This is a genomic window from Aquamicrobium terrae (assembly GCF_052978165.1).
Genome location: NZ_JBRKLZ010000001.1, coordinates 1,770,220 through 1,784,929, shown reverse-complemented (window position 1 = coordinate 1,784,929; position 14,710 = coordinate 1,770,220). Strand labels below are relative to the sequence as shown.

The 14,710-nt window shown below is 66.7% G+C and carries 18 protein-coding genes and 1 other RNA gene; 12 read left to right on the top strand and 7 right to left on the bottom strand.

All coding sequences use genetic code 11. The features are described from left to right. Positions 1 to 50 precede the first annotated feature (50 nt). Positions 51 to 980, top strand: coding sequence for a homoserine O-succinyltransferase (locus ACVCNR_RS09005; RefSeq protein WP_354193506.1), 930 nt, complete (start codon positions 51 to 53; stop codon positions 978 to 980). Here ACVCNR_RS09005 and ACVCNR_RS09000 read toward each other — a convergent pair. Continuing rightward, entirely contained in the window at positions 977 to 1,756 is a 780-nt protein-coding gene (locus tag ACVCNR_RS09000; RefSeq protein WP_447074480.1) for a class I SAM-dependent methyltransferase, read from the bottom strand. The two genes, ACVCNR_RS09005 and ACVCNR_RS09000, sit on opposite strands and share 4 nt — an antisense overlap. A gap of 128 nt (positions 1,757 to 1,884) precedes the next feature. Between ACVCNR_RS09000 and gloB the strand changes: the two genes are divergently transcribed. Continuing rightward, a complete protein-coding gene (gene gloB, locus ACVCNR_RS08995) occupies positions 1,885 to 2,652 on the top strand; it encodes a hydroxyacylglutathione hydrolase (protein ID WP_354193508.1) in 768 nt (255 codons plus the stop codon). Here the strand turns inward: gloB and yddG are convergent. Beyond that, positions 2,649 to 3,530 carry an aromatic amino acid exporter YddG gene (gene yddG, locus ACVCNR_RS08990; protein ID WP_447074479.1) on the bottom strand — a complete coding sequence of 294 codons (882 nt, stop codon included), beginning with the start codon at positions 3,528 to 3,530 and terminating at the stop codon, positions 2,649 to 2,651. The genes gloB and yddG overlap by 4 nt on opposite strands. Before the next feature lie 28 nt (positions 3,531 to 3,558). Next, the gene (locus tag ACVCNR_RS08985; protein ID WP_447074478.1) at positions 3,559 to 4,356 is read right to left on the bottom strand and encodes a DUF3108 domain-containing protein; all 798 of its coding nucleotides are present in this window, start codon (positions 4,354 to 4,356) and stop codon (positions 3,559 to 3,561) included. Between the two features lie 239 nt (positions 4,357 to 4,595). Here ACVCNR_RS08985 and rpmB point away from each other — a divergent pair, with 239 nt between their 5' ends. Then, positions 4,596 to 4,892 (top strand): 50S ribosomal protein L28, encoded by a 297-nt coding sequence (gene rpmB, locus ACVCNR_RS08980; protein WP_354193512.1) that lies wholly within the window; start codon positions 4,596 to 4,598, stop codon positions 4,890 to 4,892. Positions 4,893 to 4,959: 67 nt separating this feature from the next. Then, positions 4,960 to 5,637 carry a queuosine precursor transporter gene (locus tag ACVCNR_RS08975; RefSeq protein ID WP_447074476.1) on the top strand — a complete coding sequence of 226 codons (678 nt, stop codon included), beginning with the start codon at positions 4,960 to 4,962 and terminating at the stop codon, positions 5,635 to 5,637. Positions 5,638 to 5,643: 6 nt separating this feature from the next. Here the strand turns inward: ACVCNR_RS08975 and ACVCNR_RS08970 are convergent, their stop codons facing one another. Next, on the bottom strand, positions 5,644 to 6,483 hold the full coding sequence (locus ACVCNR_RS08970; RefSeq protein WP_354193516.1) for an AAA family ATPase: 840 nt from the start codon (positions 6,481 to 6,483) through the stop codon (positions 5,644 to 5,646). A gap of 165 nt (positions 6,484 to 6,648) precedes the next feature. Between ACVCNR_RS08970 and ssrS the strand changes: the two genes are divergently transcribed. The 4 genes from ssrS to ACVCNR_RS08950 all read left to right on the top strand — a co-directional run bounded on the left by ssrS (position 6,649) and on the right by ACVCNR_RS08950 (position 9,282). Further along, positions 6,649 to 6,805, top strand: a non-coding RNA gene (gene ssrS / locus ACVCNR_RS08965) — 6S RNA. A gap of 110 nt (positions 6,806 to 6,915) precedes the next feature. Beyond that, complete coding sequence (locus ACVCNR_RS08960) at positions 6,916 to 7,524, top strand: 5-formyltetrahydrofolate cyclo-ligase (protein ID WP_447074474.1); 609 nt, start codon at positions 6,916 to 6,918, stop codon at positions 7,522 to 7,524. 46 nt (positions 7,525 to 7,570) lie between these two features. After that, positions 7,571 to 8,395 carry a TIGR00282 family metallophosphoesterase gene (locus tag ACVCNR_RS08955; protein ID WP_447074473.1) on the top strand — a complete coding sequence of 275 codons (825 nt, stop codon included), beginning with the start codon at positions 7,571 to 7,573 and terminating at the stop codon, positions 8,393 to 8,395. A 119-nt stretch (positions 8,396 to 8,514) separates the two neighbouring features. Then, on the top strand, positions 8,515 to 9,282 hold the full coding sequence (locus ACVCNR_RS08950) for a TerC family protein (RefSeq protein ID WP_354193520.1): 768 nt from the start codon (positions 8,515 to 8,517) through the stop codon (positions 9,280 to 9,282). A 21-nt stretch (positions 9,283 to 9,303) separates the two neighbouring features. Here ACVCNR_RS08950 and ACVCNR_RS08945 read toward each other — a convergent pair whose 3' ends face one another. After that, positions 9,304 to 9,786, bottom strand: a complete 483-nt coding sequence (locus tag ACVCNR_RS08945; RefSeq protein ID WP_447074471.1) for an SRPBCC domain-containing protein — start codon at positions 9,784 to 9,786, stop codon at positions 9,304 to 9,306. Positions 9,787 to 9,838: 52 nt separating this feature from the next. On the opposite strand from ACVCNR_RS08945, the gene ACVCNR_RS08940 reads away from it, so the two are divergent. Further along, positions 9,839 to 10,162, top strand: coding sequence for an ArsR/SmtB family transcription factor (locus ACVCNR_RS08940; protein ID WP_354193524.1), 324 nt, complete (start codon positions 9,839 to 9,841; stop codon positions 10,160 to 10,162). Positions 10,163 to 10,170: 8 nt separating this feature from the next. On the opposite strand, the gene ACVCNR_RS08935 is transcribed toward ACVCNR_RS08940, so the two are convergent. Continuing rightward, on the bottom strand, positions 10,171 to 10,977 hold the full coding sequence (locus tag ACVCNR_RS08935) for an MBL fold metallo-hydrolase (RefSeq protein ID WP_447074469.1): 807 nt from the start codon (positions 10,975 to 10,977) through the stop codon (positions 10,171 to 10,173). Between the two features lie 253 nt (positions 10,978 to 11,230). On the opposite strand from ACVCNR_RS08935, the gene ACVCNR_RS08930 reads away from it, so the two are divergent. Beyond that, positions 11,231 to 11,980: a YebC/PmpR family DNA-binding transcriptional regulator gene (locus ACVCNR_RS08930; RefSeq protein WP_447074467.1), complete on the top strand. Its 750-nt coding sequence runs from the start codon at positions 11,231 to 11,233 to the stop codon at positions 11,978 to 11,980. Then, positions 11,977 to 12,273 carry an Rdx family protein gene (locus tag ACVCNR_RS08925; protein ID WP_354193528.1) on the top strand — a complete coding sequence of 99 codons (297 nt, stop codon included), beginning with the start codon at positions 11,977 to 11,979 and terminating at the stop codon, positions 12,271 to 12,273. The genes ACVCNR_RS08930 and ACVCNR_RS08925 overlap by 4 nt, the downstream gene beginning before the upstream one ends. Positions 12,274 to 12,486: 213 nt before the next feature. Here the strand turns inward: ACVCNR_RS08925 and rpmE are convergent, their stop codons facing one another. After that, the gene (rpmE, locus tag ACVCNR_RS08920; RefSeq protein ID WP_354193529.1) at positions 12,487 to 12,708 is read right to left on the bottom strand and encodes a 50S ribosomal protein L31; all 222 of its coding nucleotides are present in this window, start codon (positions 12,706 to 12,708) and stop codon (positions 12,487 to 12,489) included. A 193-nt stretch (positions 12,709 to 12,901) separates the two neighbouring features. Between rpmE and ACVCNR_RS08915 the strand changes: the two genes are divergently transcribed. Continuing rightward, on the top strand, positions 12,902 to 14,701 hold the full coding sequence (locus tag ACVCNR_RS08915; protein ID WP_447074465.1) for an ABC transporter transmembrane domain-containing protein: 1,800 nt from the start codon (positions 12,902 to 12,904) through the stop codon (positions 14,699 to 14,701). Positions 14,702 to 14,710: the final 9 nt, after the last annotated feature.

Genomic DNA, 14,710 nt, shown 5'->3' with positions numbered 1-14,710 from the left:
TCGCCGCCGGTCTTTTTGTTTGGAACCGGCCTTGTCTTGGAGTTTGTGCGATGCCGATCAAGATTCCCGATCAGCTCCCCGCCCGCGAGGTGCTCGTGCGCGAGGGCGTGTCCGTGATGGACGAGCGCACGGCGCTGCGCCAGGATATCCGCCCCTTGCAGATCGGCCTGCTCAACCTGATGCCGAACAAGATCCGCACCGAGACGCAGTTCGCGCGGCTGATGGGCGCCACGCCGCTCCAGGTGGAGCTGACGCTGGTGCGCATCGGCAACCACAGGGCCAAGAACACATCGGAGGAGCACCTGATCTCCTTCTACCAGACCTGGGAGGAGGTGCGGGAGCGCAAGTTCGACGGCTTCATCATCACCGGCGCGCCGATCGAGCTGCTGCCCTTCGAGGAGGTCACCTACTGGAAGGAACTGGAGCGCATCTTCGGCTGGACGACCACCAACGTCCATTCCTCCTTCTTCATCTGCTGGGGGGCGATGGCGGCTGCGTGGCACTTCCACCGCATTCCGAAATACACGCTCGGGAAAAAGGCATTCGGCGTCTACCGGCACCGCAACCATGCGCCGGCATCGCCCTATCTGGCAGGCTTCTCCGACGATTTCGCCATCCCCGTGTCGCGCTGGACGGAGGTGCGCAGCGCCGATATTCCCGCTGGCTCGGGCCTCGACCTGCTGATGGAATCGGATGTGACGGGCCCGTGCCTGCTGGCCGAGCCGACCGGCAACCGGCTCTACATGTTCAACCACATCGAATATGATTCCACCTCGCTCAAGGAAGAGTACGACCGCGACGTCGCCGCCGGCACCGCGATCGAGGTGCCGCATGAATACTATCCGGACAACGATCCGTCGCGGCCGCCGCTCAACCGCTGGCGCTCGCATGCCCATCTCCTGTTCGGCAACTGGCTGAACCAGGTCTACCAGACCACGTCCTTCGACCTGGACAAGGTCGGTCTTCCGAAGGCCGGCTAACCCGGCCTTTTCGGATTCGGGTCGCTGTTGGCGACGAAGCGCATGCCGAGGCTCGGCGCGCCCTGCGGCGACAGGACAGGCACGAAGACGCGGCGCGAGGCGCGCTGCGCCACCGGGATGCCCTGATAGAGGCGCTTTTGCGCCTCCACCGCGATGACGCCGGAGAAGATCGGCCACAACCGGCGGCCGCCGCTTTCGAGCAGGCCGTGCAGGCGCATCATGAAGCGGCGCCGCGAGGGCGGGAAGAACAGCCCGTCCGACCAGGCGGCCGGGGTGAAGTTGGCTTCCCGCAAAAGCTCGCCGAGCTGGCCGCGCGAATAGGGCCGGCCGGTGCCGAAGGGCGTGTGCTCGAAGCGGGCCCACACGCCGCGCCGGTTCGGCACGACGATGACGACGCGCCCGGCCGGCGACAGCACCCGCCAGATCTCGTTCAGCGTCTCGCGCGGGTTTTCCGCATGTTCCAGCGAATGGACCAGAAGCATGCGGTCGACCGAGGAATCCATCAGGGGCAGTTCCTCGTCGAACACCAGCGCCGTGGCGGCCGGGCCGGTTGCGGGCCAGATAACCGCGCCCTGCGTGGCCGGCATGAAGGCGAAGACGCGCTCGGCATCGGCTCCGAAGCGCTCCAGCCAGGGCAGCGCATAGCCCAGCCCCACCAGCCGCTCGTTCGGCACCTGCGCCCAGATCGACGACAGCGCCATGGTGATCGAACGCTCGGTGAGGCGGCCGAGCGGCGAGGCATAGAAGGAGCGCAGGTCGACGATGTCGGAATGCATGGAAAGCCTTTTTCCGGGTTCATCCGGACGGTAGCCGCTGCCGGTGCCGAGTTCAACAAAGCACCGGTCGTGAGGGGTGACAGGGGACCGGGCGCGGCCTATGTCAGGGGCGACAGAGGAGAAAGACGATGGCGATCGAGATCGAACAGTTCATGTGCCGGCAGGACAATTTCGGCGTGCTGATGCGCGATTCCGACAGCGGCGAGGTGGCGCTGATCGACGCGCCGGAGGAAGCGCCGATCCTCGCCGCCATCGAGCGCACCGGCTGGGTGCCGTCGCGCCTGTTCGTCACCCATCATCATGGCGATCACGTCGCCGCCAATCTGGCGCTGAAGGAGCGTTTCAAGCTGCGCATCGTCGGACCCGAGGCCGAGAAGGCGAAGATCCCCGGCATCGACGAGACGGTTGAGGACGGGTCGCGCATTCCCTTCGGGGGCGAGACCATCGAGGTCATCTTCACGCCGGGCCATACGGCAGGCCATGTCACCTACCACCTGCCGCAGGCGAAGGTGGCGTTCGCCGCCGACACGCTGTTCGCGCTCGGCTGCGGCCGCCTGCTGGAATGCGCGCCGCCGGTGATGTTCGCTTCGCTGAACAGGCTGGCGGCCCTGCCGGCCGACACGAAGGTCTATTGCGGCCATGAATACACGCTGGCCAATGCCCGCTTCGCGCTCACCGTCGATCCGGACAACGCCGCCTTGCAGGCGCGGGCGAAGAAGGTGGAAGCGCTGCGGGCCGAGAACAGGGCGACGCTGCCGACCACCATCGGCGCGGAGCTGGAAACCAATCCGTTCCTGCGCTGGAGCGATGCGGCGATCCGCAAGAACCTCGGCATGGAGAACGCGGCGGATGTCGAGGTGTTCGCCGAAATCCGCCGGCGCAAGGACAGTTTCTAGGCTCTGGCAGGCACTTTCCGGCCGAACAGCAGCGACTTGGCGGCCAGCACCGCGCCGCCGGTGATCAGCACGCAGGCGGCGAGGATGCGCCAGCTCGGCTCGGCGAAGCCGGTGGCGATCAGCACCAGCGTTGACAGCAGCGGCGCGGCATAGCTGGCCGCGCCCAGCACCTGGATGTTGCCGCGCTTGACGCCGATGTCCCATGCATAGAAGGCCGCGCCCACCGGCATCAGGCCGAGGCCGAGAACGGCCAGCCATTGGCCGGCATTGGCCGGAAGCACCGTTTCCTCAAGCATCAGGTGGCAGGCCAGCGACAGCACAGAGGTCGCCGCGCAGAACCATGTGACGACGGTGGTCGGCACCGAGGGGAAGCGCCGCGACAGCAGCGAATAGGCCGACCAGACCAGCGCGCAGACGCCGGCCATGGCGTAGCCGAAGGCATAGCTCGCGTCGAAGGAGAGGCCGCCGCCGCGGGTGACGATGAGGAAGGTGCCGGCAAGGCCGAGCAGGGCGCCGGCGACATGGTTCCAGGCGAGGCGCTCGCCCGGCATCAGCGCCGAGCCGATGACGATCAGCAGCGGCCATAGATAGGCGATGAGGCTGGCTTCCACCGCCGGCGCGTTGCGCAACGCGGTGAAGTAGAAGAAGTGATAGCCGAACAGGCCGGCAATGCCGATACCCCACACCAGAGGCGGAATGCGCGCCTTGTGCTGCGGCTGCGCCATGAACAGGCGCGCGACGAGCCCGACGCCGGTGCCGATGGCGAAGGTGATGGCCGAAAGCAGGAAGGGCGGCACGGTGCCCGAGGCATCGGTCAGCAGGGCCAGCAGCGCCCACATGGCGACCGCCGAAAAACCGATCAGTGTTGCGCGCCCCATCCGTTCCCCCTCCCGGCGCGCCGGCCGCCTACCTCGCGGCCTCGAACCGCTGCGCGCTGATCGTGATCGTCCCGATCTGGGTGCCGATCGTTGCATGGATGGGGGCATATACACCGGTCTCGCCGACCGGAGCAAACGTGACCATGATGCGGCTGCGGTTCTTCAGGTAGTCGAGGGACTTCTTGCCCTTCCGGTAGCCGGCCACGGGCTGGAAGTTCATGCGACAGGTGACGGTGGGGCCCCTGTAGCCCTTCACGGAAATGTCGCCCCTGGAGACGAAGCTGAGCTTGAGGTTGGCGCGTATCTCGCCGTCATACATCTTCACCGTGCGCCCGCACACCTCGTCGGGCTTGTCGGCGCGCACCATGGTGGAGGCGATGGGGTCGATGGCCCGCCGCAGATGCCCGTCATCCAGCGCCACCCAGTCCTTGCCGCGCTTCCTCGGTTTCGGCTTGACCTCGGTGGAGGCGACCGTGCCGTTGGCGAAGCGTATGTCGACCAGCGAGGGCTTCTTGCCGGAGGTGTATTCGGCGCGGAAGGCGCGCGGGGCCGGGCCGTTGCCGGTGATCCGGCCGGTGGCGGTCAGGGAGCCTTTGGTGTCGTCGAAGATGCGGCCGAGACCGGCGCTGTTGACGGAACCGTTGATGCTGTAGGCGTCGCCGTCATAAACGCTCCGGATGGAGGCGCGCGCGATCGGCAGCCCCAGATAGGTGACGCTGTAGTCCCCGCTGAAGGTTTGCGGGGCGGCGGCCGTCGCGGCAGGGAGCGCCAGCGCGGGCAACAGCAGGGCTGTGGCTGCAAGCCTGATGGAAAGCGGGCAAGGCATGGGTCGGGTTCCTGATGCTTCGAGCCGGACGTGCCGGCATGTCCCTTTCAGCCTGCATATAGGGCGAATTCCGGCCTTTCTAAGAAAGCTCTCGCCGCCAGCCCGCCAGCTTGCGCTTGACGCCCCGGCCAAATGCCACTATGGAACGCCGACTTTCCTTTAGGCCGCCTATCGGAGACCGCGCGCCATATTGCGCGGGCACCTGGGTTTGGCCGGAACAAGAATCTGAAGGGTGCACCATGTCCCGCGCTTGCGAACTCACCGGCAAAGGCGTCCAGTCCGGCAACAACGTCAGCCATGCCAACAACAAGACCCGCCGCCGCTTCCTGCCCAACCTGGTCAACGTCACGCTGATCTCCGAGGCGCTGAACCAGAACGTGCGTCTGCGCATCTCCGCCGCCGCCCTGCGCTCGGTCGAGCATCGCGGCGGTCTCGACGCGTTTCTGGCCAAGGCCGACGAGGCCGAGCTGTCGCAGCGTGCGCGCCTGCTGAAGAAGCAGATCGCCAAGAAGACGGCCGAACAGCCGGCCGCCTGAGCCCTGATCTTGCGCGCCGCCGCCTGATGGCCGGCGCCGCACTGGTTCCATCACCCAGGTTAAAAAAATGAATTTCCTGCTTCGCTACCTGCCTTTCGTGGCCGCCATGGCGCTTGTCGTCGTGGCGTCGAACGTGCTTGTGCAGTTTCCCCTCGATGTCGAGCTGGCTGGCCTGTCGCTGGCCGACGTGCTGACCTGGGGCGCCTTCACCTATCCCTTCGCCTTCCTGGTCACCGACCTTGCCAACCGCCGCTACGGCCCTGTCGTGGCGCGGCGCATCGTCTTCATCGGCTTCATGGCGGCGGTCGCCTGCTCCATCGTCAGCCCGCCGCTGCTCTACAAGCTCGGCCTGATCGAATTCGACACGGCGGCCGCGCGGCTGGTGCGCATCGCCTGCGCTTCCGGCGCCGCCTTCCTCACCGCGCAGCTCCTCGACGTCGCCGTGTTCAACCGGCTGCGCCGGCAGAGCTGGTGGCGCGCGCCGATCTTCGGCACGCTGGCCGGCTCGGTGCTCGACACGCTGGTGTTCTTCTCGGTCGCCTTCGCGCCGGTCTTCGCCTTCCTCGGGCCCAACGAGCCCTTCGCGCTGGAACAGGCCCCGCTGATGGGCGCTTTCTCCACCGACGTGGTGCGCTGGGTGTCCTGGGCGGCGGGCGACTTCACGGTGAAGCTGGCCATCGCCATCTTCGCGCTCATCCCCTACCGGCTGATGGTGCTGCGCTGGAGCCGGCCGCTGGCGGCGTAAACTCCGTCAGGCGTTGCGCCTTGCCATGAAGGCGAGGCGCTCGAACAGGTGCACGTCCTGCTCGTTCTTCAAAAGCGCGCCGTGCAGGCGGGGCAGGGCGTTCTTCGCTTCACCGCGCAGATCCTCCGGCGCGACATCGTCGGCCACCAGCAGCCTGATCCAGTCCAGCGCCTCGGAGGTCGACGGCTTCTTCTTCAGGCCCGGCACCTCGCGGATCTCGAAGAACTGCGCAAGTGCGGCCTCGACCAGCCGCTTCCTGATGCCCGGATAGTGTACGTCGACGATGCGGGCCAGCGTGTCGATGTCGGGGAAGCGGATATAATGGAAAAAGCAGCGGCGCAGGAAGGCGTCGGGCAGCTCCTTCTCGTTGTTGGAGGTGATGATGACGATCGGCCGCTGCACGGCGCGGATCGTCTCGCCGGTCTCGTAGACGAAGAACTCCATGCGGTCGAGTTCCTGCAACAGGTCGTTGGGGAACTCGATGTCGGCCTTGTCGATCTCGTCGATGAGCAGCACGACCTTCTTTTCAGAGGCGAATGCCTCCCACAGCTTGCCGCGGCGGATGTAGTTCCTGATGTCGTTGAAGCGGTCGTCGCCGAGCTGGCTGTCGCGCAGGCGCGACACCGCGTCATATTCGTAGAGCCCTTGCTGGGCCCTGGTGGTGGACTTCACGTTCCACTCGATCAGCTCGAGGTCGAGGGCCGCCGCCACCTGCCTGGCCAGCTCGGTCTTGCCTGTGCCGGGCTCGCCCTTGACCAGCAGCGGGCGTTCCAGCGCGATGGCGGCGTTGACCGCGACCATCAGATCCTTGTCGGCGACATAGGCCGAGGTGCCTTCGAAGCGCATAGTCGTCCTTTCCAGCCTGTTTTGCCGCCAGCCTGTTTTGCCGGGATGTAGCCGTTCCGCGGCCGTATGCCAAGACAAGCGGCTATCGGGAGGGTGTGACAGGAAAAGTTGCCGGCCTGCATGGCGGCGCTGGCAACGCGCCGCAGTTGGCCCTATATTGCGCATGACGGTCTGCGCTTCCCGGCAGGAGAGACATATCCCCGGGGCCTTATCGATCTCGAAGGGAGCTGTCCCTGGCCGGGCCCGTGGGCCCGGACATATGGCGCCCACCTACTTTGTAGGTTCCCGGGATCGACTTCTCCACCGGTTGCGTGGATCGTCGCCTGGCTCATGGCCCCGTTGCGTTCCCGTGTTCTTTCGGCTTCCTGCTTTCCGGCATCGAATGTCGCAGTCGAAATCCCGCCGCATCCCTTTCTCCCGCATGGTCCGTGCATGATGTCCGCCAAAGAACACAAGAATTCCGTTCGCCTCGAGGCCCTGGCGCGGCGCGATGCGCTCGATCCCACCTTGCGCATCGAGATGTCGCTGCGCGTCGCCGAGATCGGTGCGCCCGCCATCCACTTCACGCCCGGCACCATCGTCTCGGGCTTCCTGCCGATCCGTTCGGAGATCGACCTGAGGCCGCTGATGTTCGCCCTGCGCGAAAAGGGGGCGCGGCTGTGCGTGCCGGCGGTTCTCGACCGGGAAACCATCGTCTTTCGCGAACTGGAGCGCCGCGCCGAGCTGGTCCAGACCGGCTTCGGCACGGTCGGGCCGGGCCCGGAGGCCGCGGTGCTCGATCCGCAGATCATCCTTCTGCCGCTGGCGGCCTTCGATGCGCGCGGCCACCGGCTGGGCTATGGCGCCGGCCACTATGACCGTGCCGTGGCGCGGCTGCATGCCAGAGGCTTGAAGCCGCGCCTGATCGGCACCGCCTTCGAATGCCAGAAGGTGGCGAGGGTGCCGGATGAGGGCCACGACATCGCCCTCGACGAGGTTCTGACCGAAAACGGCCTGCACCGGTTCCGCAAGGCCGACAATCTCGACACCGTCTCCATGTGAACGGCGGGAATTCCACTCGGCGGAAAAATGCTCTAGAAGCCCTGCCATGCGACTTCTTTTTCTCGGCGACATGGTCGGCAAGTCCGGCCGCACGGCGGTGTGGCAACAGCTTCCCGGCCTCATCTCGGATTTCCGGCTCGACTTCGTCATCGTCAATGGCGAGAACGCGGCCGGCGGCTTCGGCATCACCGAGGAAATCTTCCACGCCACCATCGAGGCCGGCGCCGATGTGGTGACCACCGGCAACCATGTCTGGGACCAGCGCGACGCGCTGAATTTCGCGCCGCGCGAGGACCGCTTCCTGCGGCCCGCCAACTTCCCCAAGGGCACGCCCGGCAAGGGCTCTGGCCTCTACACGGCCCGCAACGGGGCGCGCGTCATGGTCGCCAACATCATGGGCCGGGTGTTCATGCATCCCGAGCTCGACGATCCGTTCCAGGCCGGCGAGCAGGAGCTGGCGACCTGTCCGCTCGGCGAGCAGGCGGATGCGGTGGTGATCGACTTCCACGCCGAGGCGACAAGCGAGAAGATGTGCTTCGCCCATTTCGTCGACGGGCGCGCCTCGCTGGTGGTCGGCACCCACACCCACCAGCCGACCGCCGACCACCAGATACTCAATGGCGGCACCGCCTATCTATCCGATGCCGGCATGTGCGGCGACTATGATTCCTCGCTCGGCATGGACAAGGAGGAGCCGCTCAACCGCTTCCTCTCCAAGGTGCCGAAGGGGCGCTTCGAGGCGGCCAGCGGCCCGGCCACGCTGTGCGGTGTGGGCGTCGACATTTCCGACCGCACGGGGCTTGCCGAGCGGATCGGGCCGTTCCGGCGGGGGCCGCGACTGGAAGAGGCGGTTCCCTCGTTCTGGCTCTGAAGGCGACAGACCTCCGGGGCGGAAAACCCGGCCGAGCAAAAAAATTTCGCCGCGACATTGAAGGGCGGCAGGGTCGCCACTAACTTCTTGCGACCCTTCCGTTGGAGACAGCCGCCCGAATGCTGGACGTGATCGCCCCCCATTTCGACTGGTTGAGCAACCCGACCGCATGGGTCGCCCTTTTGACATTGGTGGTGCTGGAGATCGTCCTCGGCATCGACAATCTGATCTTCATCTCCATCCTGACCAACAAGCTGCCGCCCGAGCACCGGGTGATGGCGCGCAGGCTGGGCATCGGCGCCGCGCTCATCATGCGGCTTCTGCTGCTGGCCACCATCTCCTTCATCGTCAGGCTGACCAATCCGGTGTTCACCCTGTTCGACCATGGCTTTTCGTGGCGCGACATGATCCTCATCGCCGGCGGCCTGTTCCTGGTGTGGAAGGCGACCAAGGAAATCCATCACTCGGTCGATCCGGGCGCCGACAAGAGCGAGATGATCGGCCAGACGCTGCAGGTCTCGCTGGTCGGCGCGATCTTCCAGATCCTGCTGCTCGACCTCGTCTTCTCGATCGACTCCATCATCACCGCCGTCGGCATGACCGACGAGATCGCCATCATGTACATCGCCGTGATCGTCGCGGTCACGGTCATGCTGCTGGCCGTCAACCCGCTGTCGGCCTTCATCGAGAAGAACCCGACCATCGTCATGCTGGCGCTGGGCTTCCTGCTGATGATCGGCATGACGCTGATCGCCGACGGCATGGGCTACCATGTGCCCAAGGGCTACATCTACGCCGCCATGGGCTTCTCGGCCATGGTCGAGGGCCTCAACATGCTGGCGCGGCGGCGCAAGGCGCACAAGCCGGGCGGCGCCGGCCCGCACTGAGCGGGCCGCCCGCCGCCGCGTCTACTTGCTGTCGGAAGTCGGCAGCTCGCCGCGCATCTCGCTCGGGTAAAAGCCTTCGCGCAGGTTGATGCCGTATTCGACATAGGCCTTCATGCAGGACAGCATCTGCGACCAGCCCTCGCAATTGCCGTAGGAGGCCTTGCGCCCCTGCTCGTCCTCGCGCCAGCCGGATTCGGCGATGGTGACGAAGGTGCCGCCGTCCTCCAGAGGCTCGAAGCCCATCTCGATGCGGGTCTTGTAGGCCGGCTGGCCGTCGGTGGCCTCGGCGTCCCAGTGCAGCACGATGCGCTCGTTGGGCACCACCTCGTCGACCTCGACCGGAACGGTCTTCCACCACGTCACCGTGGTGCCGGCCACCAGCGGCGCGCTGGCGCCGCCGAGCGTGGTGAAATAGCCGGACAGCTTGGCCGGATTGACGACGGCGTCGAACACCTCGGCGACCGGCTTGCCGATGCGCCCTGAAACGCGAAATCCGATGGACATATCCACAACTCCTTCCCTTGAAGGCAGGAATAATATGTTATAAAAACATAACATGTCAACCGAAGCTCAGGACGACCGTGTTTTCAAGGCCTTGGCCCATCCGCGCCGGCGGCTGATGCTGGATGCGCTGAAAGACGGGGCGAAGACCACCGGCGCGCTGTGCGAGGCGTTCGACGACATGGACCGCTGCACGGTGATGCAGCACCTGAAGGTGCTGGAGGAGGCCGGGCTGGTGGTGGCGCGGCGCGAGGGGCGCGAGCGCTGGAACCATCTCGACGCCTTGCCGATCAAGCGCATTCACGACCGCTGGATCAGCGAATATGCCGGCCATGCGCTGAGCATCCTCGACCGCCTCAAGGGCGACCTCGACGGTTAGGCCTGGCCTCAGACGCCCTTCAGCACGATGATGGTGCGCTGCCGCGGCAGGGTGCGCAGCGAGACGGTCAGCGAGGAGCTGTCGCGGAAATCGACGGCGAAACCCGGCCCCATGCGGCCGGTGAAGGCGCCGATCGGTGTGGAATGCCGGTGCATGGGCAGGATGATGGAGGAACTCAGCCGCTCGGCGATCTCGCTCATGGCGTCGAGGGAGAGCGTCATGCCGCCGTCGATCGGCGCCATCACCACGTCGAGGCGACCGATGGCGCCGTAATGGGCGTCGGCCAGCCGGATATGGAGGTGGCCGAGATGGCCGATGCACAGGCCGGCGACCTCGAAGATGAAGATGGAGTTGCCGTCGCGCTCCAGGTCGCCGCCCCAGGTGCGGATGTCGGTGGGCACGTTGCGGATATAGACGTCGCCGACGCCGAGCGCGTGGCGGGCCGGCCCGCCCTGCGGGTTCCAGCCGCGCAGCACATGGGCGATGCCCGGTTCCGGCATCTCGGTGTAGTGGGTACGGTGCGCCTTGTTCATGGTGACCACGTCGGGCAACGGGTCGGAGCCATAGGCACCGCTGTAGTCGGTGGCGATGCGCACGCCGCCCGGCGTTTCGATGACATAGGTCGAGTGGCCGGCATAGGTGATGCGCACCTCGCCCTCGCTTTCGGCCTGGGCCGGGGTGAAGCCGGCATAGGTGGCCATGGGCAAGGCCTGGGCGATGGCCAGGCAGCGCGATGGCGCGCCCTGCTGGGCCAAGGTGGGGGTCGCGAGCCAGAACAGTCCGAGGCAGGCGAGCAACTGGCGCAGGACCGGCATTGTCGTCTCCATGGCGGCAGGCGCCAACTATGACCGCCTGCCGGTGGGCTTCCAGTCACGTTTTCGCGACCGGGGCGGGCGCTCCGGCTGGACGAATTGCCCTGTTTTCTCTATAAGCCTGCCATTCCGGCATCGGTTCCCCAGGGCGGAATCCGGCTTGCGGACCATCCGATGCTTCATCAGACAATCAGGTCCGGTCCCGGGCGTTCAGGCCCGCCGCGATCCGGATGCCGCCAAGCACCACAGGAGTCCCATGGCCGGCCATTCACAGTTCAAGAACATCATGCATCGCAAGGGCCGCCAGGACGCGATGCGCTCGAAAATGTTTTCCAAGCTGGCGCGCGAGATCACCGTCGCTGCCAAGCAGGGCATGCCCGACCCGGCGATGAACCCGCGCCTGCGCCTTGCGATCCAGAACGCCAAGGCCGAGTCCATGCCCAAGGACAACATCCAGCGCGCCATCAACAAGGCGTCGGGCGGCGACAGCGAGAATTACGAGGAAGTGCGCTACGAGGGCTACGGTCCCGGCGGCGTGGCGGTGATCGTGGAAGCGCTGACCGACAACCGCAACCGCGCCGCCTCCAATGTGCGCGCCGCCTTCACCAAGGCCGGCGGGTCGCTGGGCGAGACGGGCTCGGTGTCGTTCATGTGGGACCGCATCGGCGAGATTATCTATCCGGCTTCCGCCGGCAGCGCCGACGCCATCATGGAAGCGGCAATCGAGGCCGGTGCCGAGGACGTGGAATCCGACGAGGACAACCACACCATCTATTGCGCCTTCGAGGATATGGGCGACGTCTCCAAGGCGCTCGAGGCCGCGCTTGGCGAGGCCAATTCCGTCAAGGCGATCTGGCGGCCGCAGAACACCGTTCCGGTGGACGAGGACCGCGCCCAGTCGCTGATGAAGCTCGTCGCCGTCCTCGAGGACGATGACGACGTGCAGAACGTCTACGCCAATTTCGAGGTCGACGAAGAAACGCTGGCCAAGCTCAGCGCCGCATGAGCGAACAGGGCAAGCCCCGCATCGTCATCACCTACTGCACGCAGTGCCAATGGCTGCTGCGTGCGGGCTGGATGGCGCAGGAGCTGTTGTCCACCTTCGGTCCCGAACTCGGCGAAGTGGCGCTGGTGCCCGGCACGGGCGGCGTCTTCACCATCACCTGCCAGGGCGAGCTGATCTGGGAGCGCAAGCGCGACGGCGGTTTCCCCGACGCCGCCCGCCTCAAGCAGCTCGTGCGGGACGTGATCGACCCGGAACGCGACCTCGGCCACTCCGACCGCAAGCCGCAGGGCTGATCCGACCCCATAGAACCTTTCGAGTTTTTCCGGAAACGGCCCCTCACCCTCACCCTTACCCTCTCCCCGCACCCTCTCCCCGCCTGCGGGGAGAGGGCGGTACCAGCGTTGCGGACGGCATCCTTCTCCCCGCTTGCGAGGAAAAGGTCCCGGCAGGGCCAACAAAAAACCCGCCTCGAGGGCGGGTTTTTCGTTTCGAACCAGCGCTGCGGCTTAGATGCCGAGATTGGCGAACTTGTTCTTGAACTTCGACAGGCGGCCGCCGCGGTCGAGCAGGGTCTGCTGGCCGCCGGTCCAGGCCGGGTGCGTGGTCGGGTCGATGTCGAGGTTCATCGTGTCGCCTTCCTTGCCCCAGGTCGAACGGGTCATGTACTCGGTGCCGTCGGTCATCACGACCTTGATGGTGTGGTAATCGGGATGGATATCTGCCTTCATCGCTCTCGTCCTGGCTGGCGGGGACGGCGGCCCTGCGGCGATGCGCCCCTTTTTAAAACTCGAAGCCGCAGCTATTCAAAAAAGCCGCGGCCTCTAAAACGGTCGGCGTGCCTATACATCAACCGGAATTGAATCACAAGGTCGCGCCGACGCATAATGGCAGCGGCCAACGGGCAAGAGGGACCCCGCAATCATGGCGCAAACGGAGAGCGCGGACGCGCGCAGGCGTTCGCTCAAACCGCTGAGGCGGCTTTTCCCCTATATCGGCTCCTATCGGGGGCTGGTGATGGGCGCGCTGCTGTCGCTGGTGCTGGCGGCGGTGACGACGCTGGCGCTGCCGCTGGCCGTGCGGCGCATGATCGACCACGGCTTCACCAGTGCCGACACGACCTTCGTTTCCAACTATTTCGCCATGTTCCTGGGCATGGCCGCGCTTCTGGCGCTGGCCTCGGCGGGGCGCTACTATTTCGTCATCACGCTGGGCGAGCGGGTGGTGTCGGACCTGCGCCGCGACGTATTCACGCATCTGACGACGCTGTCGCCGTCCTTCTTCGACCGGGTGCAGTCGGGCGAGATCGTCTCGCGCCTCGCCGCCGATACCACGCAGATCAAGTCCGCCGTCGGCGCCACCGCCTCGGTGGCGCTGCGCAACCTCATCCTCGGCCTCGGGGCGCTGACCATGATGGTGGTGACCAGCCCCAAGCTCTCGGGCCTCGTCATCGCCGCCATTCCGCTGATCGTGGTGCCGCTGGTCGCCTTCGGGCGTTCGGTGCGCGGCCGCTCGCGCGCCGCACAGGACATGCTGGCCGCCGCCAACGCCTATGCCGGCGAGCAGATCGGCGCGGTGCGCACGCTGCAGGCCTTCACCAACGAGGCGCTGGTCACGTCCCGCTTCCGGGCGGCGGTCGAGGCGGCCTTCCAGGCCGCGCGGGCGTCCGTCCTGGCGCGTGCCCTGCTCACCTTCGTGGCGATCTTCATCATCTTCGCCTCGGTGGTGGCGGTGCTGTGGTTCGGCTCGCGCGACGTGCTGACGGGGGCGATGTCGCCCGGCACGCTCGGCCAGTTCCTGCTCTATTCGGTGTTCGCCGCCGGCGCGCTCGGCGCGCTGTCGGAAGTGTGGGGCGAGCTTTCGCAGGCGGCGGGCGCGGCCGAACGGCTGACCGAGCTTCTGGCGGAGGAGCCCGGCATCAAGGCGCCGCTCGATCCGAAGCCGATGCCGGTGCCGGCGCGCGGCGAGATCGCCTTCGACCGGGTTTCCTTCGCCTATCCGGCAAGCCCCGACCGCTCGGCGCTGCATGAGCTCAGCTTCACCATCCGGCCCGGCGAGACGGTGGCGATCGTCGGCCCGTCGGGGGCCGGCAAGACCACCGTGTTCTCGCTGCTCCAGCGCTTCTACGACGTCGACGGCGGCGCCATCGGCGTGGACGGGGTCGATCTGCGCGAGGCCGACCCGCAGGCGCTGCGCGCCCGCATGGCCATCGTGCCGCAGGACGTGACCATCTTCGCCGCCAGCGTGCGCGACAACATCGCCTTCGGCCGCCCCGGCGCTTCCGACGCCGAGATCGAGGCGGCGGCGCGGGCGGCGCAGGCCGAGGAATTCATCCTCAGGCTGGGGCGCGGCTACGACACCGAAGTGGGCGAGCGCGGGGTGACGCTGTCGGGCGGCCAGCGCCAGCGCATCGCCATCGCCCGCGCCATTCTGCGCGACGCGCCGATCCTGCTGCTCGACGAGGCGACCTCGGCGCTCGACGCCACCAGCGAGACGCTGGTGCAGGAGGCGCTGGCCGGCCTGATGCGGGCGCGCACCACGCTTGTCATCGCCCATCGGCTGGCGACGGTCCTGGAAGCCGACCGCATCCTGGTCATGGACGACGGCCGTATCGTCGAGGAGGGCACGCACCGTTCCCTCGTCGCCAAAGGCGGCCTCTATGCCGAGCTCGCTCGCCTCCAGTTCGACGCCGGGGCGGGCGCGCTGGAAGGCGCGGCCGAATAGCGAGGCCCG